The organism is Sphingobacterium zeae (genome assembly GCF_030818895.1).
Taxonomy (GTDB): Bacteria; Bacteroidota; Bacteroidia; order Sphingobacteriales; family Sphingobacteriaceae; genus Sphingobacterium; species Sphingobacterium zeae.
Map to the genome: position 1 here is coordinate 2,141,087 of NZ_JAUTBA010000001.1, position 22,113 is coordinate 2,163,199.

10 protein-coding genes are annotated in these 22,113 nt (G+C 42.2%); 9 read left to right on the forward strand and 1 reads right to left on the reverse strand.

Annotated elements, in window-relative coordinates; translation table 11 throughout:
* Positions 1-62 precede the first annotated feature (62 nt).
* Positions 63-2,354, reverse strand: a complete 2,292-nt coding sequence (locus QE382_RS08815) for a family 20 glycosylhydrolase (RefSeq protein WP_307185566.1) — start codon at positions 2,352-2,354, stop codon at positions 63-65.
* Positions 2,355-2,692: 338 nt separating this feature from the next.
* On the opposite strand from QE382_RS08815, the gene QE382_RS08820 reads away from it, so the two are divergent.
* The 9 genes from QE382_RS08820 to QE382_RS08860 all read left to right on the forward strand — a co-directional run bounded on the left by QE382_RS08820 (position 2,693) and on the right by QE382_RS08860 (position 22,108).
* Positions 2,693-6,709, forward strand: coding sequence for a hybrid sensor histidine kinase/response regulator transcription factor (locus QE382_RS08820; protein WP_307185567.1), 4,017 nt, complete (start codon positions 2,693-2,695; stop codon positions 6,707-6,709).
* Between the two features lie 253 nt (positions 6,710-6,962).
* A complete protein-coding gene (locus QE382_RS08825; protein WP_307185568.1) occupies positions 6,963-10,055 on the forward strand; it encodes a SusC/RagA family TonB-linked outer membrane protein in 3,093 nt (1,030 codons plus the stop codon).
* Positions 10,056-10,070: 15 nt separating this feature from the next.
* Positions 10,071-11,786 carry a RagB/SusD family nutrient uptake outer membrane protein gene (locus QE382_RS08830; RefSeq protein WP_307185569.1) on the forward strand — a complete coding sequence of 572 codons (1,716 nt, stop codon included), beginning with the start codon at positions 10,071-10,073 and terminating at the stop codon, positions 11,784-11,786.
* A gap of 104 nt (positions 11,787-11,890) precedes the next feature.
* Positions 11,891-13,792, forward strand: a complete 1,902-nt coding sequence (locus tag QE382_RS08835) for a glycoside hydrolase family 43 protein (protein ID WP_307185570.1) — start codon at positions 11,891-11,893, stop codon at positions 13,790-13,792.
* A gap of 29 nt (positions 13,793-13,821) precedes the next feature.
* Positions 13,822-16,320, forward strand: a complete 2,499-nt coding sequence (locus QE382_RS08840; RefSeq protein ID WP_307185571.1) for a glycoside hydrolase family 2 TIM barrel-domain containing protein — start codon at positions 13,822-13,824, stop codon at positions 16,318-16,320.
* Between the two features lie 249 nt (positions 16,321-16,569).
* Positions 16,570-17,361, forward strand: a complete 792-nt coding sequence (locus QE382_RS08845; protein ID WP_307185572.1) for an alpha/beta hydrolase — start codon at positions 16,570-16,572, stop codon at positions 17,359-17,361.
* A gap of 125 nt (positions 17,362-17,486) precedes the next feature.
* Positions 17,487-19,337 (forward strand): FAD-dependent oxidoreductase, encoded by a 1,851-nt coding sequence (locus tag QE382_RS08850; protein WP_307185573.1) that lies wholly within the window; start codon positions 17,487-17,489, stop codon positions 19,335-19,337.
* A gap of 82 nt (positions 19,338-19,419) precedes the next feature.
* On the forward strand, positions 19,420-20,790 hold the full coding sequence (locus QE382_RS08855) for a DUF5009 domain-containing protein (protein ID WP_307185574.1): 1,371 nt from the start codon (positions 19,420-19,422) through the stop codon (positions 20,788-20,790).
* Between the two features lies 1 nt (position 20,791).
* Positions 20,792-22,108 (forward strand): MFS transporter, encoded by a 1,317-nt coding sequence (locus QE382_RS08860; RefSeq protein ID WP_201638927.1) that lies wholly within the window; start codon positions 20,792-20,794, stop codon positions 22,106-22,108.
* Positions 22,109-22,113 lie beyond the last annotated feature (5 nt).

Sequence of the window (22,113 nt, forward strand, 5' to 3'; positions counted from 1 at the left end):
AATATCCCCAGTGCTATTAACTTCACTGGGGATATCCTACTATACATTTTCTATCGATCTTACTAATCTTTCTGATAGAAAAAAGATGCTTTGGGGATATCGACCACCGGTGAATCTTTGACGCTATATTGAAGTTTTAGGGTGAATCCTCCACCTGCTTCGATGAAATCTATAGCAATTGGATGGTAGCCGGGTTCTAACGCAATCTGTCCACTTTTCATAATTGGCGCATGCTGTCCATCATTATCGACGACAGGCTGATCGTGTATCCGAAGGACACCACCATCATCACAAGTGAAATAGAAATTATAAATTCCTTTTTCTTTGACATAGAGGTATCCTCTTATTTTAGCACCAAAAGAAGGCATTTTGATCGTATCACTTAGTGCTACATTGCTGATCACTTCGTGGTGTACTTCGGGACCAGCAATAGCAGATGTATTAGCAAAAGTTCCATTGAAAAAAGTTGCTTTAAGTCCTGGTGCCAATGTTGTTTCATCCACGCTCACACTTTTTTTCCAGGTATCATACTTAAAATTAATTTGATAAAGCTCACTTTTTGCACCTGAAGATGAGATTGTTGCAAATCGAATAGGACCTTCTTTTTTTACTGCGAGCGAATCTTTCAGTAAGGGGCTCTGCTGGGTCGGAAGACTACCGTCGGTGGTATAGTGTATTGGATTTTGAGGAAGTTCATTTGCGACCCTTAATATCGATTGTCCATCGACAATTACCTGTGTTTCGGCAAAACCTTCGAGGTCTGGCATGCGATAGCGCAAACCCATTTTGTCCCAGAGTCCAAAGTGGGAAATCACACGATTTCTATAGCTATCGAATAACGGTTTATTGGTCCATACGCGTTCAGATAGCGCACTTAAACGCGGGAGAATCATAAACTCTAATCGCGCGGTGGAGGGGATCATTTCTGTCCAGATATTGGCCTGAGCACCTTGGATCAAATGTGCTTTTTGGCTGGATATATCCGAAGGGACCACACTCATATTATACACAGCGTCGAGGCTGCTACTATTTGGAAGATAATCAAAATAGAGCGGATTGGTGGGCGTCATTACAACCCTGTGCCCACGGTTCACAGCCTCCTTAGGTGCATTTTTTTCCCAACCACGCCAGTACATGACCATCATGCTAGTGTCTGAGCTGCCGTCCAATATCTCATCCCAGCCGATGCTCTGTTTATTTTTTGAACGGATAAAATTGTTTACCCGTTTGACGAAATAGCTCTGAAGATCATGTAAATTGGCAATTTGCTTTTCTTCCATAAAAGCTTTAGCAGCAGCAGATTTTGCCCAAGAATCTTTTTCTACTTCATCGGCACCGATATGAATATAGTGGGAGGGGAATAGTTCAATGATTTCACTGAGCACATTTTCAACAAAAGTATAACTGCTTTCTTTCCAGGGGCTGATCGGTACGGAGAATTGTTTTCCCCAGCCGGCGGTTTGGCTGTCCAACAGCAGTTCGGGATAGGCTTTTGTAGCGATCATCATATGCCCGGGCATATCTATTTCGGGAATGATTTCTATTTGTCGGCGCTGCGCATAAGCAACAATGTCTCTGATGTCCTGTTGGGTATAAAATCCTCCATACTCTTCTTTTCCGTTTCTTGTTCGGATCAATTCCTTGGGCAAATTAAAGTCTGGATTTTCTTTGGCCTTTGCAAAGCAGGCGGAATCTTGGTTGTTATACGTTCTCCAGGCGCCATCTTCGGTAAGTTTAGGGTACTTCTTAATTTCTATCCGCCAACCCTGATCGTCGGTCAAGTGCAGGTGGAATTTGTTGAACTTATAGCTTGCAATTAGATCGATAAATTTATAGAGGTATTCTTTTGGAAAAAAATGGCGGGCAACATCGAGTTCCACCCCGCGCCATTGAAAAGCAGGCTGGTCTTTGACTGTAAGATAGGGAAGAGCCAGTTTAGCTGTTGTGCCCGAAAGTAAATATAATTGCTGAATTGTCTGTAAGCCATAAAATGCTCCCTTTTCCGAAGCAGCAATGATCTGAATGCCTTTTTGATCTATTTTCAATTCATAGGCCTCATCGGAGAGCCCTTGACCTTTGATCAATTGCAGCGAAGCGCCAGCCCGCTTAACGCTTTTTTTATTCAATTTCCCGAACAGCGCATGGTCGATCCATCCAGATAAAGATGGAGAAGATAGCGCTGGATCGATGTAGTAACCCAATTCTTGTCCCTTTAGCTGAAAAAGACCGGGATTGGATGCTAATTGTTGAGGAAAAGGAATAAGTTGCGGAACAGTAGTTTTGTTTTGCGCAAAGCTCGTCGTCGGCAAGTATAGGGCGCAGGACAGAAGAATGGTTGATAGAATTTTATTCATAAATTGTACTCTTTTGTAATCCACAAGTATGTTAGAATGAGCTGCAATATACCAATATTTCAGGTATTCGATCGCAAAACGCTTCTTTTACTGTTGCTAATTCAATTCATTTGTATTGATAAATGTTTAACCGACATTTATGAATAATGTAGTATATTTAGCGCTGAAATAACCTTTGGACGAGGAAATATTGTGTAGTACACCTTATTTTCGATATTTTAACCTGTTTGCTAATTTGATAATGTGCTGTTTGCTGACTGGGCGCAGTGTATCTCAATTGAAAGTAAACTGTGGTTAAATGTGGAGTTAGATTTTATGGTGTTGTGAATGTTGTATCTATGAAAAATTTGCTAGTAGTCGTTATTTTTCTGTGGCACTTGAGCCAAGTTTTTGCGCAGCCTATTCGCGCCCATTTTTTTTCTATTCAAGATGGTCTGACCAATCAACAGGTATTGGACCTTGTTCATGATGATGAAGGATTTATGTGGATAGCGACAGAGCTTGGCTTAAATCGATTTGCAGGTAAAGCATTTAAGAGCTACTACGCTTCGGACAAACCAGATGGCTTGTCTGTCAATAGTAATGAAATCAATACCTTACTGTACGATAATAAAAAAGTTTTTATAGGTACGCGTGCCAATGGGCTTAATGTCATCGATCTGAAGACCAATAAATTCAGTTATTATACACACGATTCGAATAATCCGAAGTCTATTGCCACCAACGATATTACGGACATGATCAAAGGTGCGGACGGCAATCTATGGCTGGCAACTTACCATCAGGGATTACAGCATTTTGACATCACGAAGAAAGAATTTCGCTGTTTCAATAAAAAGAGTTTACCTATCCTTCCCGAAAATAGTATCTGGTCGTTGGCTGAAGATAGAAAGAGGATACTTTATATTGGTCATGTAAATGAAGGGGTCACCATATTTAATACTATTAGTCAATCTTCCAAAAGATTGACTGTTCAAAATACAAAAGGGCAATTGCCCGACAATGAGGTGAAAGCGTTGTTTTGTGATCGTTTTGATAACATTTGGATAGGCAGCCGAAGAGGGCTTGCTGTCTATTGTCCTTCAACAGGTGAAACTAAGCATATACCGTTGGCAGGAGCATCAAAAAATGGAAATGAACCATTTGTATATACGATTGAGGAAATTGGAAATACGATTTGGATCGGAGCCGAATCTTCTCAGCTTTTTCTTTTTCAGCCAGCATATGGTTTTGATCAGCATGTCTCGGGTATTAAAGAGTTGAAAACTATCGATTTGGGAAAAGGTAATAATGCAATGGTGCAACGTATTGTAGCAGATCGATTTGGGAATGTTTGGCTGGGGTTGTATGGTGGAGGTGTTGGTGTTATAAATCATATTCGCCCCTTTTTTAATGTATTCCCCAAAGAAAATATGCTGCCTGATCGCCTAGCAACAGTAAGTAACATCATCGTTCGCAATAGCCAAACAATTTGGTTGACAACAGAAGGGTCGGGTATCATTGAGATGGGTAAAGATGGTCGTTTGAATAAACAGATAACGCATAAGGACGGCAGTCCGGACGATTATATATTGACTGCTTTTAGCGATCACAATGAACATGTTTGGGCAGGTTTACGCAAAGGTGGAGTAGCTGTCAGATATGCGGGCTCGTCCACATGGCGTGAAATTGATCTTGGAGAGCGCGTGACAGAAGTCCGTGCAATTTATGAAGATCACCGCGGAGGAATTTGGATTGCTGGATATCAAGGTATATTTATATATGATCCAATAAAACATACTGTAGAAAAAATGCTGATTAATAACCCTATGTTAGGTGACTATGCTCCGAGGACGCTAGTCGAGGACGGGCAGCATAATATGTGGGTGGGCACCTATGGACAAGGCCTCTACATCTACAACAGCAATCATCAATTAATTCGAAAAATGGATAGTGAGCATGGCTTACGAAATAATACCATCAACTATCTCTTGCGTGATAGGAATAATAACATTTGGGTGGCAACAAACCAAGGTTTGGCATTACAGGAATCTCAGAAAAAAGTTGGAGACCTAAACATATTGCCCGTTCCTGGCGGCAATGCCTGGCTGTTTGTCAATGGCCTTGCGGAGGATCAGAATGGTCACATCTGGTGTTCGACGAAGTCTGGAATGCTCAGGTTCTTACCTTTAGAAAATCGCTTTCTACAATATGATCAGTCATTTGGTCTACCACTTGGCGGGTTTATTAATGGTAGCGTGGGCAAAGATTTGAAGAATAGGCTGTTCTTTGGAATGCAAGACGGAATATGTTATTTTGATCCGAATGAGATCCCCTCAAATCTACCGTTATCGCCTGTCCGGATAAGCCGATTTATGGTTTTTAGATCCGGTGAATCGAATACTCAACAAGACGAGTATCCCTCGCCTAAAAATGAGATTAACCTCAACTATAAGGAGAATAGCTTTCGTGTCGAACTTGCCGTAATGGATGTTGCGTTGGATGGATTGGTTGAATTCAGTTATCAACTGCAAGGACTCAACAATGATTGGATCTTCCTTGGAAACGAGACGAATCTAGATTTTCGGAATATTCCGTATGGGGATCACGAATTGTTGATCCGGACACGGATGAAGAATGGGCAATGGTCCAATACATATCAACGACTGCTTATTAAGATTGCACCGCCGATATATTTAAGTTTAGGCGCTAAAATAGTTTATTTGATTCTGATACTGCTTATTGTTTTTACACTCATATTCTTTTACTTCAAAAGAATGAAAGCGGAAAGCGAATTGAAACTTAAAGAGAGGCAACATCAACAGGATGAGCAGCTACACTCCGAGCGGATGAATTTTTATACGCGAATTACCCATGAACTCCGCACTCCATTGACGCTTATTTTAGGGCCGCTGGATGATTTGTCAAACGAAGGGGAGCTGTCCGCAAAAAATAAAAGTTTGGTTCAGACTGTACAGAAAAGTGCGAATAGACTTTTTACGTTGGTGAATCAGCTTTTGGAGTTTCGCAAAGTGGAATCACAATTTAAACCTTTGGTACTCGAATCCGGATCTTTACGTGACTTGCTTAATGACATCATTCATAAATATAGAACACTAAACAATAAGCCGCAGCTTCAAATATTATCGGATTTTCCAGAAGTTGAAACTCGTACGCTGTTTGATGCCGAAATTATGCAATTGATTGTCGATAATCTTTTATCAAATGCCTATAAATATACAGATTCAGGTTATATCAGATTGAGTCTGACATATGAGGAAACCAATCTTGCCAACTGGGCCGTATTAATGGTAGAAGATACTGGTTGTGGTATTCCTGCTAAGGATATTGAACGGATTTTTGAAAAATTTTATCAAATCTCCAAGGTTGGAGTTCAAGGTACAGGAATAGGTTTAGCATTAGTTAAAGAATTAACAGCAATCCACCAAGGAAAAATAAGCGTAGTCAGTAAAGAAGGTGGAGGTACAACAGTTTCAGTTCGATTTTTCTTAAATCGCGTGGTCGCTAAAAAATCTGAAGAGCCGGCGTTAAATGTGGAAGAAAGTCGTCCATCACTTGATCCTATTCGTCCACTTATACTCTTGGTTGAGGATAATGTGGATTTGAGCGAGTACCTGGTGAAGGTGTTAAGCAATCATTATGATGTACAGACGGCCGAGAATGGAGCAATAGGATTTGAGCGTGCTCAAGCTGTCGTTCCTGATTTAGTGTTAAGCGATGTCATGATGCCCGATATGGACGGATTTCTTTTGGCTGAAAAGCTGAAAAAAGAGCGGGCAACAAGTCATATCCCAATCATTTTATTAACTGCAAGAGATACCGATGTGGATAGACAGCGGGGGTATGAGCTTGGGATTGATTCTTATCTGACTAAGCCCATAGGGAGTATGCTATTGTTGAAACGTATTGAAAACCTTCTGCAGAAGCAAAAAACAATGAATGCCGTTGTATTGCAAAAGTTAAAATCGGATAATCCGTCGGAACTAAAAGGGGAGATGATTGAAAAAGATGATTTATGGCGTGAGAATACATTCGTTCAGGATTTTATCAAGATTGTAGAAGAGCATATGCAGGATGAAGTTTTGGACGCCGCTACGCTAGCAGAACGGATGAATATGAGCCAGTCCACACTGTATCGGAAACTTAAAGGGATTACAGGGAAAAATATCAATCAACTGGTACGTAAGATCCGGATACATAAGGCAGCCGAACTGCTTCGTTCCGGAAATCACAATGTGACTGAAGTTTCCTTCTTGGTCGGTATCAATAGCGCTATTTATTTTCGTCAATGTTTTAAAGAAGAATTTGGCAAACTTCCGTCCGAATACCAAAAATCAGATGGGAAGGGGAAATAACTTCCATTGGCCAAAGAATACGCTCTAAGAGTCTTTAATCAGTGATTTTGACCGAATATTGTATGTTTTTTGACGGATTTATATATGTTTTGGTGCGGTAAAACTCGCTAAGTTTGGCTTATAATTCAATTATAAATCTAGGGAGGGAGGGCAGCGATGCCGCTGATATAACCACAATAAACCATGGTGTGACATCTATATGTCTTTTCTAACCTGATTATATTTTTTACTGTTTAATTAGCATAATTACTTTATGAACAACCTAAAAATTGTTTCTCTTTATACCCTGTTGAGCGTTGCTCCAACATTGGTATACGCACAACAAGGGAAAATTACGGGGCAGGTTTTGAACAAATCAAACGAACCGATTCTTGGCGCAAGTGTTATCGTTGAAGGGGCGGGTAAAGGGACGAAGACAGACATGTCAGGTAAGTTTGAACTCAATGCCAATAAAGGTATTCTCGTCGTATCATTTGTCGGATATAAAACTTTAAAAATTCCATTGGATGGAAAGTCAAATTTAACTATTCAGTTAGAACGTGATGAACATGTATTGGAAGATGTCGTCGTTGTAGGTTACGGTACGCAACGAAAGGCGACATTAACGGGATCCATTTCAGAAGTAAAGGGAAAAGATCTTGTAAAAAGTCCGCAGCCAAACCTGTCCAACTCTTTAGCTGGAAGATTTTCGGGAGTGGTGATCAACAATCGTAGTGGAGAGCCTGGATATGATGGTTCATCAATCACGGTGCGGGGCCAAGCGACAACAGGTAGTAATGACGTGTTGGTTGTTGTCGACGGAGTGCCGGGGCAGATAGGGGGGCTGGAACGCCTAGACCCAAACGATATCGAAAGTATCTCGGTGTTGAAAGATGCTTCCGCTGCAATTTACGGAAATAGGGCCGCTAACGGAGTAATTTTAGTAACCACCAAACGCGGAAAGAGTGGTAAGCCATCCATCACCTATAGCGGGAATCTTGGATTTAGTTCGCCAACGAGATTGCCCAAAATGGCGGATGCGGCAACTTATGCGCTGTTGCGGAACGAAATCGCTTATGGTAACAGTTCCTCAGGTGGAATGAACCAAATCTATTCAGAAGAACAGATTCAAAAGTTTAGGGATGGATCCGATCCTTTATTGTATCCCAATACCAACTGGGCTGATGTCACCCTGAAAAATACCGCCTTACAAAGTCAACAAAATCTATCTATTGCAGGAGGAACGGAGGATGTCCGCTATTTTATGTCCTTAGGTTCGGTCTATCAAGACGGGATCTACAAAAAAGGTGTTACGAAATATAAGCAATATAATTTTAGAACAAATCTGGAGGCCAATATCACCGATCGATTTAAAGTTGGCCTATCGCTTTCGGGCAGACAAGAAGACCGCAAATTCCCGATAGCGTCGGCTGGAGATATTTTCCGTTCGATCTACCGTGCTTACCCCACAGTAAGTGCATATTATCCGAATGGCTTACCTACAAAGGGAATCGAAGGCTCCAATCCAGCTTTAATGGTGACCGATATAGGTGGCACTGTTGTCAATCCCAAGCAGGTGTTTAACGGTATCCTCAAAGCGAGTTATCAACTTCCTTGGGTAGAAGGATTATCTGTAGATGGTTTTCTTTCAATAGATAAATCCACTAATTTTAGTAAGAATTTTAGTGTTCCATATGTTTTAAATGAATATAAGCAAGCAAAAGATAGCTATGAGGAGTCGATTGTTGGCGGAAACAATAATAAAGCTACACTGACTGAGTCGCATACGAACGAGTCGTTGATTACAAGTAATATTAAGTTAAATTTCGAACGAAAATTTGGCGATCACGCCATCAATGCCTTTGTGGGATATGAGCAGAGTAAGCGACATTTGGAGTATTTCGATGCACAGCGCTTCAATTATCTGTCTACGCAATTGCCCGAATTATCTCAAGGTGGATCCGCTGCTACAGATTATCTCAACTCCGGATATAGCAACAATTACACCCGTAAAAGTGTCATTAGCCGTATAGCGTATAATTATAGCGAAAAGTATTTGTTTGAAGGACAGCTCAGGGCTGATGGCTCGTCAATTTTTCCTTCAAACAAACGTTGGGGGTACTTTCCTTCCGTATCCGCTGGATGGCGAATCAGCAAAGAAGATTGGTTTTCCGACAAGATTGGATTTTTAGATGATTTAAAACTGAGAGCTTCTTACGGCAGCCTTGGAAACGATAATGTGGATGCATTCCAATATTTTGATAATTATACACTTGTGGGAAATGGATTAGTCGCACTTTTAAATGAAAAAAGCCAGATCGAGCCGAATGTTAAATTAGCGAAATTAGCCAATCCTGATATCACTTGGGAAGTATCGAAGAAGCTTGACGTTGGGCTAAATGCACAATTTCTTAAGAATTTTACACTGGAGGCCATTTATTTCAAACAAAAAAGATCAGATATTCTGACCGAACGAAATGCATCGATTCCGGGAGTTTCAGGTATTGTCAATCCCTATAAAGAGAGCAGTTCCAAACCGTTAGTCCCTTCGGAGAATATTGGCAAGGTGAATAGCGAAGGATTTGAAGGAACTTTGTCTTATCAAAAGCCGGGAGAATTTAGCTGGGGAATGTCGGGTAATTTTACCTTTGCTAAGAGTAAAATTATCTTTATTGACGAGGCAAGTGGGACATTAGATTACCAGCGTCAGACAGGACGACCTTTGGGAACCTATTTGCTCTATAATGCTATTGGATTAAATAGAACTGAGGCAGATCTTAAAGGATCTCCGCAAGCTCCTGGTGCGCAAATAGGCGATTTAATTTTTGAGGATTATAATCAAGATGGTAAGATCACCGCAGATGATATGCTGCGGACAAAGTATGGAAATATACCACAGATCACCTATGGTTTTAGCTTAAATGCGGCTTATAAAAACTTTGATGCAGCAGTATTATTTTCTGGGCAAGCCAGGGTTAGCCAACATGTACTTCCCGAATCTGGTACGGTAGGGAACTTCTACAGCAGTTGGGCCGACAATCGATTTAATGCCGTTAATAACCCGAATGGCACATATCCAATGGTTCCCGAACGTGCTTCTTCGGCGGTCAGCGGGGGGCAGTATGGAAATAATTTTTGGTTAAATAATGCTTCCTTTCTGCGTTTGAAAAATGTGGAAATAGGATATACACTGCCACATGAGGTTCTTTCGCGATGGAAACTGGGTGGACTGCGCTTCTACGCGAATGGATTCAATCTGTTGACTTGGACAAAAGTGAAGGATTATGATCCAGAAGGAAGTAGCGGTAGTGGACAATTCTATCCGCAACAACGAATTATTAATGTAGGTGTAAATTTAAAATTCTAAGGAGGAACATAACAGATGAAATCTTTAAGTAAATATTTCCTGCCTTTGGCTTTGGGAACGACTATCTTTTCAGCTTGCAACAAAAACCTATTGGACGTTACAGCAACTGATCGTATTTCTACGGAAGCTATTGAAACAGATACAGCCGTTTTAGAAGCCTTTGTCATCAATAGATATATTGGCGAGAAAATAATATCAAATGAGGCAGATGGTACTAATCCAGGCTTCGGTCGCGGATTTGAATATGCGCTGTGGTCTTCTCTCACAGACGAATCCATGTATACCAATGATGATAATACCTGGCTTATTACCCGTGGACAATTGTCTCCAGAAAATTTAGGTGCTGCCGGATCGCTTTGGGCGCGTAGCTACCGAAGTATCCGCGAGTGCAATTACGCTAAAAAAGTATTGGCTAATATACAGATGAGTACATTGCATAAGCGCCAATTGGAAGGCGAACTTCAATTTATAAGAGCATTTAGGTATCATGATCTCATTCGAAATTTTGGACGCGTTGTGTTGGTGGGAGATACCGTATATGGATTGAAGGATGATCTAACCAAAGCAAGTCTTTTTGAGCGAAAATCCATGCAAGAAGGTATGGATTATGTAATCAAAGAATTGAATGAAGCGATTGAAAAGCTGCCCGCTGAAAATAACGACAAAACTTGGGTCATGGGGCGGGCCACAAAGGCTGCGGCCATGGCTTTAAAATCGAGATTACTTTTGTATGCCGCAAGTCCATTGTATAATGTCGGAAATTGGGCGGCCGCTGCTCAGGCAGCGCAGGAAGTGATCGCCCTAAATAAGTATAAGCTATACACGGGCGGATACCAATCGTTGTTTTTAACAGACCGAAATCCGGAAACTATTTTTGCCAGATACTACACCAAAAATGCCAATCACGTGCACCTCGAAATTGCCAACGGACCAAATGGCTATGGCGGATGGGGCGGAAATACACCTTACCAAAACTTGGTCGATGCCTATGAAATGAAAAATGGAAAAGCCCCTTTCAACGAGGACGGTACCGTCAACACGGCTTCAGGTTACGATCCGAAAAATCCTTATGTTAACCGCGACCCCCGTTTTGACGCGACTATTTTATATAATGGCGCTTTATACAGAGGTAGGGCCGTGGAAACATTTATACCAAAGGGACAAGATAGTCCGCAAGGAAGTGACAACTGGAATACTTCTAAAACCGGATACTATCTGCGTAAATTTATGAACGATGCCTATCCGCTTCAAAATCCTTGGGGTAATGCGGGATTTCAACCGTGGAATTACTTTCGCTATGCAGAAATCCTTTTGAATTTTGCAGAAGCAGCAAATGAAGCTTACGGTCCAGATGTGTTACCTGCTGGTGGTAGCTTAACAGCGCGACAGGCTTTAAATTTGGTTAGAACACGGGCATCTGTCGATATGCCCGAAATTCCTATGGGACAGTCGAAAGATGAGTTTAGAAAGCAAGTGCGTTACGAGCGCAGAGTTGAGTTAGCGTTTGAAGAACATCGTTTTTACGATGTCAGAAGATGGAAGATTGCGATGGTAACAGAAAATATCCCTGCTTATGGCGTGACTATAGATAAAAATGGTGAGAGTTTTACGTATACACGCAAGGAAGCGCTTTCAGGACGCCGATTTGAAGAAAAGCACTATTGGCTACCGATTCCACGTTCTGAGATATTATCTTCGAATGGACAATTGGAGCAAAATCCTGGCTATTAATTAGCATATTTGTTTACGTAAGTTATTCATCCTCTTGGTTCTGTAAGAAGAGCCAAGAGGATGTTTTTGAGAAATAAATCAACCTTTAATAAATCAAATACTCCATGCGATTAACACTTATTACATTTTTATTGATGAATATTGTGGCGGCAGTTTACGCACAAGAATACAAGTATGGCCCAGCAGAAAAAGATTTTGCGGGTTACCTATTCGCTTATTTTAAAGGGAACGCTGTAGCTGATGAGGCTGTGTGTTTTGCGATTAGCACTGATGGCTATACATATAGGGCTCTAAACGATAATCAACCCATCTTAGACTCAAAGGTTATCAGCAAAACTGGTGGTGTAAGAGACCCGCATATTCTTCGTGGCGACGATGGGAAAACATTTTATATGGTACTGACCGACATGACCTCCTCCAAAGGCTGGGATTCCAACCGCGGAATGGTCTTGTTGAAGTCCCAAGACCTCGTACATTGGTCGCATCAAACAATCGACATTCAGCAGCGCTTTAAAGGCCAGGAAGCCTTGAAAAGGGTGTGGGCACCGCAGACAATATTTGACCCTTCGGTAGGAAAATATATGGTGTATTGGTCTATGCAGCATGGAAACAATCCCGATATCATTTATTATGCTTATGCTAATAAGGAGTTTACCGATTTTGAGTCCGATCCTAAAGTACTTTTTCTACCGAAAAATGGTAAATCTTGTATCGACGGCGATATTATTGAAAAGAATGGTCTGTTCTACCTCTTTTACAAAACCGAAGGACACGGCAATGGTATCAAACTAGCGATAACAGATTCACTGACGTCAGGAAGATGGATTGAACAGCCAGGATATAAACAGCAGACTAAAGATGCTGTGGAAGGATCTAGCGTCTTTAAGATCAATCAGTCCGACAAATACATCTTGATGTATGATGTATATGGCAAAGGAAAATATCAATTTTGCATCTCTGATGATTTGGATCGTTTTAAAGTTATTGATCATGAAATTGATATGGATTTCCATCCAAGACATGGTACCATTATCCCCGTTTCCAGACAAGAACTACTTGATCTGACCAGCAAATGGGGAAAACCGAAAGACATGCAATTTACATTTAGAAAGAATCCAGTTTTGGATGGTTTTTATGCTGATCCGGATGTACTTTATTCCAATAAAACCAAAAGATACTACATATACCCCACGAGCGATGGTTTTGACGGTTGGGGCGGCTATTATTTTAAGACCTTTTCGTCCCCGGACCTCAGCAAGTGGAAAGACGAGGGGGTGATTTTGGACCTGAAAAAAGATGTTGCCTGGGGACCTAGAAATGCGTGGGCACCAACAATTACGGAAAAGAAAGTTAAGAACGACTATAAATACTATTATTATTTCACGGCGGCGCAAAAGATAGGCGTTGCGGTAGCAGATTTGCCGACAGGTCCTTTTAAGGATTCGGGAAAACCATTGATAGATTTTAAACCTGAAGGTGTAAAAGGTGGTCAGGAGATAGATCCTGCAGCGTTTAACGATCCAAAATCTGGTAAAAGCTACCTATATTGGGGAAATGGCTATCTAGCCGTAGCTGAACTCAACAAGGACATGGTTAGCATCAAAAAAAACACTGTAAAAGTCATAACTCCCGATAAGACGTTTCGCGAAGGTGCATATGTAGTCTACCGTAAAGGCCGCTATTATTTCTTTTGGTCAGAAGACGATACACGGAGTGAAAATTATCGGGTACGTTATGGAACAGCCACTTCCCCCGATGGACCGATCACTGTTCCGGAAAATAATCTAGTCTTACAAAAAGATCCTGCAAAGGGGATATATGGAACAGGACATAATTCTATTTTGCAGATTCCAGGGAAAGATGAATGGTATATTGTTTACCATCGTTTTAATTATCCCAAAGGTATCGATATGGGTGACGCTGCAGGATTTAATCGCGAGGTGTGTATGGATCGGTTGTATTTTGACGATGAGGGCCATGTAATACCAGTAGTTCCCACGCTTTAATCACTAAACCAAATCTACATATAAATAAAATGAAAAGAATAATAAGAAAGTTGGCCGTTTTAGCGATCTCCAGCTATATAGGTATCCATACCCTATATGCACAGCCCGGGTTTGGCATCGCCGAACGCGTAAACTCAGACTGGCGCTTCCATTTGGGGGACATGGAGATAAAAGCGGTAACGGAAATGAATCGCGTTGGATGGCAACAGGTGAGTTTGCCACATGATTGGAGTGTAAAATACCCGTTAAGTCCTAATTTAGCCAGTGCGACAGGATATTTGCCCGGCGGCATAGGATGGTACAGCAAACAATTGACGATACCCGCAGACGATCAAGGTAAAAAGATTTTTATCTATTTTGAGGGAGTGTACAACCGAAGTGAAGTCTTTATCAATGGTAAATCTGTTGGCAAAAGGCCTAATGGTTATGTATCCTTTTCTTACGATATTACGCCATACATTGAGTTTGGCAAAGAAAATACCATAGCCGTTAGGGTAGACCATAGCCAAAGCGCCGATTCGCGGTGGTATACTGGGTCTGGAATCTATCGGGATGTATGGATTGTTAAGGCCAATCCGCTGCATATCGACCAATGGGGTGTGTACGCCTATCCAGAAATGAAAGGCGGAAAGGGAATTTTAAATACCGAAGTAACTGTGGTCAATAGCGCTGCAGCATCTTCTGCAATTGCAGTCGAGCAGCAGTTGATTGACATGACAGGCCGTATTGTTGCAAAAAAAACGCAAAAAGTACAGGTCGGTGCCACTGATAAGGCAACCGTACAACAGCAGTTGACCGTGTCGAACCCCAAGCTATGGAGTTTGGATCAACCCCAACAGTATACCTTACGGACAATTGTGACGCAAAATGGCCAGCAGATCGATCGGTCGGAGGTGAAAACTGGTTTCAGAGCATTCACGTTCGATGCGAACAAAGGGTTTGCTTTAAATGGAGAGTGGATGAAGGTAAAAGGAGTGTGTTTGCACCACGACGCTGGCGTATTGGGCGCTGAAGTGTATCCAGAAGTATGGCGTCGACGTCTCCTAACCTTAAAATCACTGGGAGTCAATGCTATTCGTACAAGTCATAATCCGCAGGCATCTTCGTTGTATGCACTATGTGACGAGCTTGGTCTTTTGGTGATGGATGAAGCTTTCGATGAATGGGAATTTCCAAAAAGAAAATGGTTGCAGGGATGGAATTTTGGTACGCCCGGCTTTCAAGGATCATACGACTTTTTTGAATCCTGGGGAGAGCAGGATCTTGCTGACATGGTCAAAAGAGATCGCAATCACCTTTCGATTTTTGCGTGGAGTATAGGCAATGAAGTGGATTATCCAAATGATCCTTATTCACATCCTATTCTTAACGGAGAAAAGAAAGAGGGGGGCTTTACACAAGCTTCGTATGGGGGCTACAAAAAGGATGCACCCGATGCGATGCGGTTGGGTGATATTGCCAAACGCTTGGTCGCGGTTGTAAAAAAGTACGATAAAAGTAGAGCGGTTACAGCAGGGCTTGCCGGGGTAGCGATGTCGAATGAAACCGCCTATCCAGCCGCACTTGACATCGCTGGATACAATTATACAGAAAGCCGTTATCAACTGGATCATCAATGCTTTCCTGAACGCGTTATTTTCGGCAGCGAAAATAGACATGATCTTTCTGCTTGGTTAGCGGTACGTGACAATGCGCATATTTTTGGTCAATTTCTATGGACAGGAATCGATTATCTCGGCGAATCCGGACGTTGGCCTTCCCGGGGATTCTATTCGGGACTGCTAGATTTTGCGGGATTTGTCAAACCGAGAGGTTATTATCGCCAATCGCTGTGGTCGGATAAACCTATGGCTTATTTGGGAACCTATCCATTGAAGGGCGGAGCAACGACTACCGATGTCTGGTCTGCATTGGAATCCGAACAGGGGCAACGGAAAAATGAAGCGCCCTCCATGGATGCCTGGCCAATTTGGAACTATCAGGAGGGACAGCAAATCAGGGTGGTCTGTTACACCAATAGCCCTCAGGCGCGATTGGAGCTCAATGGTAAAGTTGTTGGCGAAGAGAAAAATTACGATGAGAAGACAGGTATCATCTTTTGGGATATTCCCTATGCAGCTGGTAAACTAGAGGTTGTTGGTCTGGACACGAATAAAAAAGAAGTTGTTCGGCATGCGATTCAATCCAGCGAGAGGCCCGCAGTTATTCAAGCTGTCATGTTGGGTAATCAGCAAGTCGAAGTAGGTGGAGTGATCCAGATTGCTTTGCAGATCCTGGATGAAAAGGGCGTTCCTGTCTTAATATCTGAGGATGAAATTACATGTGACATCGTGGGGAATGCGCGTCTACTTGGAATGGAAGGAGGAAATAATGCCGACATGGGCGATTATACAGATAATAAACAGCGGGTATATCATGGTAAAATGATTGCTTATGTTCAGGCTTTGGGTAAATCTGGAGAAACGGTCGATGTACGTTTTACCGCATCTTGGTTGAAAACAGCAACGGTCAAATGCCGGATCAAATAAAGAATAAATAAAGTTTACGAAATAAGTAAGTCAATCGATTACCAAGCGTTTAATCTTGGGAATAAAAAGAGCATAGGAAAAACCTTCCATGCTCTTTTTTATTTCAGCGCTTTATCCGTAACTACTTCTTTATAAAATAACGTAATCCAACATTATTAAATAAAAAAAATTATTAAATACTTTTTTTATTGTAAATTTTATTATTAATTTAGCTTCACTATAAATCTAAAGACTGACTCAATTATATCCATGCGTTTAATCATATGCCTTTTATGTGCCGTTGGTACAATGTTGGCCAAAGGACAAGAGCTTTATACGTTACAGTCTGCTCATCTTTCTGGAGTAGATTCTGGCTACGTTTATACACCAAAGATGAAGCCGGACAACCGTGCCTTACCTGTTGTATATGTGTTGCATAGCCATGGGGCGAATTATAAAAGCCTGTCAAGATTTATCGATTTTCAGGCATTGAGCGATCAATATGGCTTTGTCGTTGTATGCCCTGATGGTCTTCGGACGAGCTGGTTTTTAGACAGTCCACAAAAAGGCGGAGCACAATTTGGTCGGTTCCTGACAGGGGAATTAATGCCTTACATACAGGGCAAATATCATACGGATCGGGACAACTCATTTATTACGGGTGTGAGCATGGGGGGGCATGGTGCACTTTGGCTCTTTTTTAACTATCCATCATTTTTTAAAAGTGCTGGTAGCAGTTCGGGAGTCGTCAATCTGAGACATTCGGCTTTCAAGAAGACAAGTCTAGCACAACATTTAGGGCAATACAGCGATCAAAATCCATTATTCGATCGTTTTAGTGTCATCCATAATGTCCATAAGATCGTAGGGACTGAAAAGACATTTATTTTTGATTGTGGTACTGAAGATTACCTATATGGGGCCAATAAGTCCCTTCGGGATAGCTGTGATGTACTCAAGATCAAAGCCACTTATATTGCTCAGCCCGGCGCTCATACCTCTGGCTATTGGGCTAAAACCATTCCGGTTCATTTCGCTTATTTTAATCGTCTGATCCATTAATCGATAACCTATGTTTTATTCACCTTATACTGATCCTTTAGTCCGACAACAAAACCGTGTATCTCTGGTTCTTACGTCGGTATTTGGCGCGTATTTTTCAAATTATTTACTGCAATTAACTTCATATGAATTGGTTTAAATCTTTTTTTTCTATTTTATTGGTTTCTGTCACGCTCTCCTCGCAGGGGCAGGCTGTTGCTTCATACGATGTATTGATTGCTGGGGGAGGCGCAAGCGGTGTTTCTGCGGCTTTGCAGGCTGCCCGTTTGGGAAGTAAGGTCCTTGTGGTGGAAGAGACAAGCTGGTTGGGTGGTATGCTCACTGCCGCTGGGGTCTCCGCTATTGACGGTAACCATCGTATGCCTTCGGGAATATGGGGCGAATTTAGGGCAGAGCTTTATGCCTATTATGGTGGTCCAAAGGCCGTGGAAACAGGCTGGGTAAGCAATACGCTATTTGAACCTTCGGTCGGTAACCGTTTGCTAAAAAAGATGGTTGGAGCCGAAAAAAATATTGACGTTTGGTATAAAAGTACCCTTTTAGACCTGAAAAAACAGGCTAAAGGCTGGACCGTTGCCATTGAACAGGAAGGAAAAAAGAAAACCGTAAACGCTTCTATTTTAGTCGATGCGACGGAATTGGGTGATCTCTTGCCGCGTGCGGGTGTTGCTTACAGCATCGGTATGGATAGCCGCTACGATACGAAAGAAGAATTTGCCCCCGAAAAGGCCAATTCAATAATTCAAGACCTTACTTATGTCGCTATTCTGAAAGACTATGGTGCTGATCCAAAGAGATTGCTAAAGAAACCTCAGGGTTATGATCCTAAAGAATTTGAACATGCCTGTGATGTTAAAGATCCTGCTTCACACAGTGATACGCCTATCATCAATTGTGATCAAATGATTACCTATGGGAAATTGCCGAATGGAAAATACATGATAAACTGGCCTAAAGATGGAAATGATATCTACCTGAATATTATCGAAATGTCGCCAAAGGCGAGGGCTTTGGAGTTGCAAAAGGCGAAAGATCATACCTTACGTTTTGTATATCATCTTCAAAATCAGCTTGGTTTTAAAAACTTGGGGCTTGCCGATGATGAATATGATACAGCCGATAAACTTCCCTTTATTGCTTATCATCGCGAGTCTAGACGCGCTAAGGGCTTGGTCCAGTTGACATTGCCCTATGTGCAGCGTCCTTATGAGCAGGAGCTGCCTTTATACCGCACTGGTGGGATAGTAGGCGACTATACCATCGATCATCATCACCTGAAGAACCCGAATGCACCCAAAATCGATTTTGTTAAGATTCGGGTACCTTCTTATAATGTGCCCCTTGGAAGTTTGATTCCTGAGAAAGTAACGGATTTTATCGTTGCTGAAAAAAGCATCAGTGTGAGCAATATTGTGGCTGGAGCCACCCGCCTTCAGCCAGTGGTATTGGGTATTGGTCAAGCTGCCGGAGTACTTGCAGCGCTGTCCGCAAAACAAGGTGTAAGCCCCAAAGAACTTTCGTTGCGACAAGTGCAACAAGTACTTTTGGATAATCATGCCTATCTCATGCCCTTTATCGATGTTGATCCAAAAGATAGCCTTTTTCAGGCAATCCAACGTATTGGAGCAACAGGTATTCTTAAAGGCAGAGGTGTGCCATACAAATGGGCCAATCAGACCTGGTTCTATCCCGAACACCGTATAAGCGAAGTGGATCTGATCGATGGTATGCGTAGTTATTATCCTGCGGCCGATAAAGTCGCTGGCTCGGGTGCCGATGTGACCGCAGGATTTTTTGCGGCTCTATTGCTCCAAGTCGATCCCACTTTGGATAAAGATAAAATCTGGTCCGTCATTGCAGCAAAAGAAAATCAAGTGTTAACAAGGGCTCAAGTGGCGGTTGTGTTGGATGATATCCTAAAGCCGTTTGAACGGCCAGTGGATTTTACCGGCCAATTTATAACAACAAAAAATTGATTTCCTAACGCATAGAAAAACGAGATGATACCAATTTTACCAAATTCCACAGCGACTCCACAGCAGCGAAACGATAGTTTAGATGTGCTGCAGAGGAATTGCCATCCTTTTAATGGTGCTTTCATCGAGCATTTCATTTGGAAACCTTCCTGCTTGGATGTACCATGCACAGGTGCCACCGCCTAAACATGTATTTGATCCCAGTATAGCGGGTATAACCTGGGTAGATCTGGTTTTTCCGATTTTCCTTTTTACGATGGGGGCGGCCATCCCATTGGCTATGCGGAAAAAAGTGGCTAACCTAAACGCTTGGCGTATTGTGAGTACAATTTTTAAGCGTTTTGTTGCCTTATTCTTTTTCGCCTTATTTTCTTTTTATATGCGCGCTTGGGTTATGAGTGGTGAGCCTGCTGCGTCGCAGTATCTCTTGTCAATTGTGGGGTTTGTCCTGCTCTTTGCACTCTATGCCGATTTAACGTCCTATTTGCCGATGCGGACCGCGAGGCTTGTTCACGTAGCGGCCCTGTTGCTATCTGTAGGGATGCTATATCTGCTGTATGCACAAACGGATAAATTTACCCTCCAGAAGACAGATATTATTATTCTGGTACTGGCCAATATGGCTTTGTTTGGAACACTGTGGTGGTGGCTGACGGCGAAATCCATGTGGTTACGTATGGCGATTTTACCATTTATTATGGGCGTTCTTTTGGGCGCGAAAGAAGTCGGCAGTATCAACGAATTTATCTACAAACTCAGCCCTGCGACTTGGCTTTATCAATTTTATTACCTCAAATACCTCTTTATTATCCTTCCGGCTACAGTTGTCGGCGAGTGGATTATTGCTGATAGGTCGTTGGCCGACAAACCCAGGATGCGGCGGTCTCAACTAGCGTTACAAGGTTCGCTCTGTGCCATTCTCATTGGGCTGAATGTCTTCAATCTCTATATGCGTTATCTCGATATCAATATCGGACTTACCCTGATGTTGATCTTTTCACTATGCTTCTGTTCAGATGTTTTTCGGAAGGGCGAAGTACTGACACTACAGGCAAAAATGGCTGTGCTCGGAAGCTATCTGCTTTTTTTAGGACTGATCTTCGAAGCGTATGAGGGGGGAATAAAAAAGGATTATTCCACATACAGCTATTATTTTGTCTCTACGGGCTTAGCCTGTTATGCGCTAACAATGTTGTGTTGTATCGAGAAACTTGCTTTTGGAAAATCGCTGTTTCGAGGTATAGCACTGGTTGGTAAAAATCCGATGGTCGCCTATACCGCAGGAAATCTAGTGTTGATCCCACTTTTGGCGCTTACGGGACTACAGAGCGCTCTTGATCAGATGGGGGCACAGGGTGTTTTTGGGGGAGTGATGCGAGGTGTATTATTCACTGGAATCGTGGCGCTGTTGACGATCGTGAGCAGCCGGTTAAAACTTTATTGGAAGTCATAAAATGAATGAATTATTAGAACAAACGATGGAGCTTCGCAAAGGGCGTAAGGCACTTCCGCCTATTTTTTGGATCTCCACAACATGGTTTGCCATGGGGCTACCTTTTGTTGCCCTTTCGGGTGCGAGCTCCATTATGTATAAAAATTTGGGGGTATCGGACGCAAAGATTGCTTTTTGGACCTCTTTGATTATGCTGCCCTGGACAATAAAACCCTTATGGGGTCCTTTTTTGGAGCTGTATAAGACCAAGAAATTTTTTGTCTATACCACCCAGCTGCTCACGGGACTACTCTTTGGTCTGCTTGGTCTTACGCTGCAGTTGGATCATTTCTTTAGCTTCTCCATTGCCTTGTTGACCCTGATTGCATTTAGTGGTTCCACACATGATACCGCAGCCGACGGGGTATATTTGAATGAACTGAATGCAAAACAACAGGCAAAATATGTCGGCTGGCAGGGTGCCTTCTATAATGTGGCCAAAGTGTTTTCTGGAGGCGTACTCGTTTATTTGGCGGGGCAATTGGAGCAGGAAATCGGCATTAAATCCGCGTGGATGGTGGTGATGTTTGCTTATGGATTTATTATGTTGGCGATTGGATTGTACAGTATACGTGCTTTACCTGCTCACCACGAAGCTCCCAAATCCACTTCTTTAAAGGAGGGGATGGATACGCTTAAAGACGTTATCATAACATTTTTTCAGAAAAAGAATATTTGGTTTAGTTTACTTTTTATTGTCTTTTATCGTTTTGCTGAAGGGCAGGCCATTAAGATCACTCCGTTATTTTTTAAAGCACAACGTACCGAAGGCGGGCTTGGCCTGAGTACTTCGGAAATTGGATTGCTTTATGGTGTATTTGGTGCCATAGCTTTTGTGTTGGGGTCGATTGTCGCAGGGCATTTTGTATCCAAAAAGGGCTTAGACCGGAGGACACTTATGATCCTTTGTGCCTTCTTTAATATTCCATTTGTAGCTTATGCCTTTCTTGCGATCACATTGCCGACAAACCTTTATCTCATAGCTACTGCTGTCGCCATCGAGTACTTTGGATATGGTTTTGGCTTTATCGGAATTATTCTTTTTATCATGCAAAATATTGCCCCAGGTAAATATAAGATGGCACACTACGCTTTCGGAAGTGGACTTGTTAATCTGGGATTTATGATTCCTTCGATGATCAGCGGCTGGCTGAGTGATCATTTGGGCTATCAAGAATTTTTTATCTGGGTGTTGATTTCTACTATTCCGGCCTTTTTGGTTTCCTGGTGGGTGCCATTGCGAAAACCCGAAAAAGAGCATACCGACGAAAATAATTAATGCAT

Coding starts and splice junctions, on each gene's coding strand:
- QE382_RS08840 (WP_307185571.1), top strand. CDS start 13,822: ATGAAAAGAATAATAAGAAAGTTGGCCGTTTTAGCGATCTCCAGCTAT.
- QE382_RS08820 (WP_307185567.1), top strand. CDS start 2,693: ATGAAAAATTTGCTAGTAGTCGTTATTTTTCTGTGGCACTTGAGCCAA.
- QE382_RS08850 (WP_307185573.1), top strand. CDS start 17,487: ATGAATTGGTTTAAATCTTTTTTTTCTATTTTATTGGTTTCTGTCACG.
- QE382_RS08835 (WP_307185570.1), top strand. CDS start 11,891: ATGCGATTAACACTTATTACATTTTTATTGATGAATATTGTGGCGGCA.
- QE382_RS08845 (WP_307185572.1), top strand. CDS start 16,570: ATGCGTTTAATCATATGCCTTTTATGTGCCGTTGGTACAATGTTGGCC.
- QE382_RS08825 (WP_307185568.1), top strand. CDS start 6,963: ATGAACAACCTAAAAATTGTTTCTCTTTATACCCTGTTGAGCGTTGCT.
- QE382_RS08830 (WP_307185569.1), top strand. CDS start 10,071: ATGAAATCTTTAAGTAAATATTTCCTGCCTTTGGCTTTGGGAACGACT.
- QE382_RS08855 (WP_307185574.1), top strand. CDS start 19,420: ATGTGCTGCAGAGGAATTGCCATCCTTTTAATGGTGCTTTCATCGAGC.
- QE382_RS08815 (WP_307185566.1), bottom strand. CDS start 2,354: ATGAATAAAATTCTATCAACCATTCTTCTGTCCTGCGCCCTATACTTG.
- QE382_RS08860 (WP_201638927.1), top strand. CDS start 20,792: ATGAATGAATTATTAGAACAAACGATGGAGCTTCGCAAAGGGCGTAAG.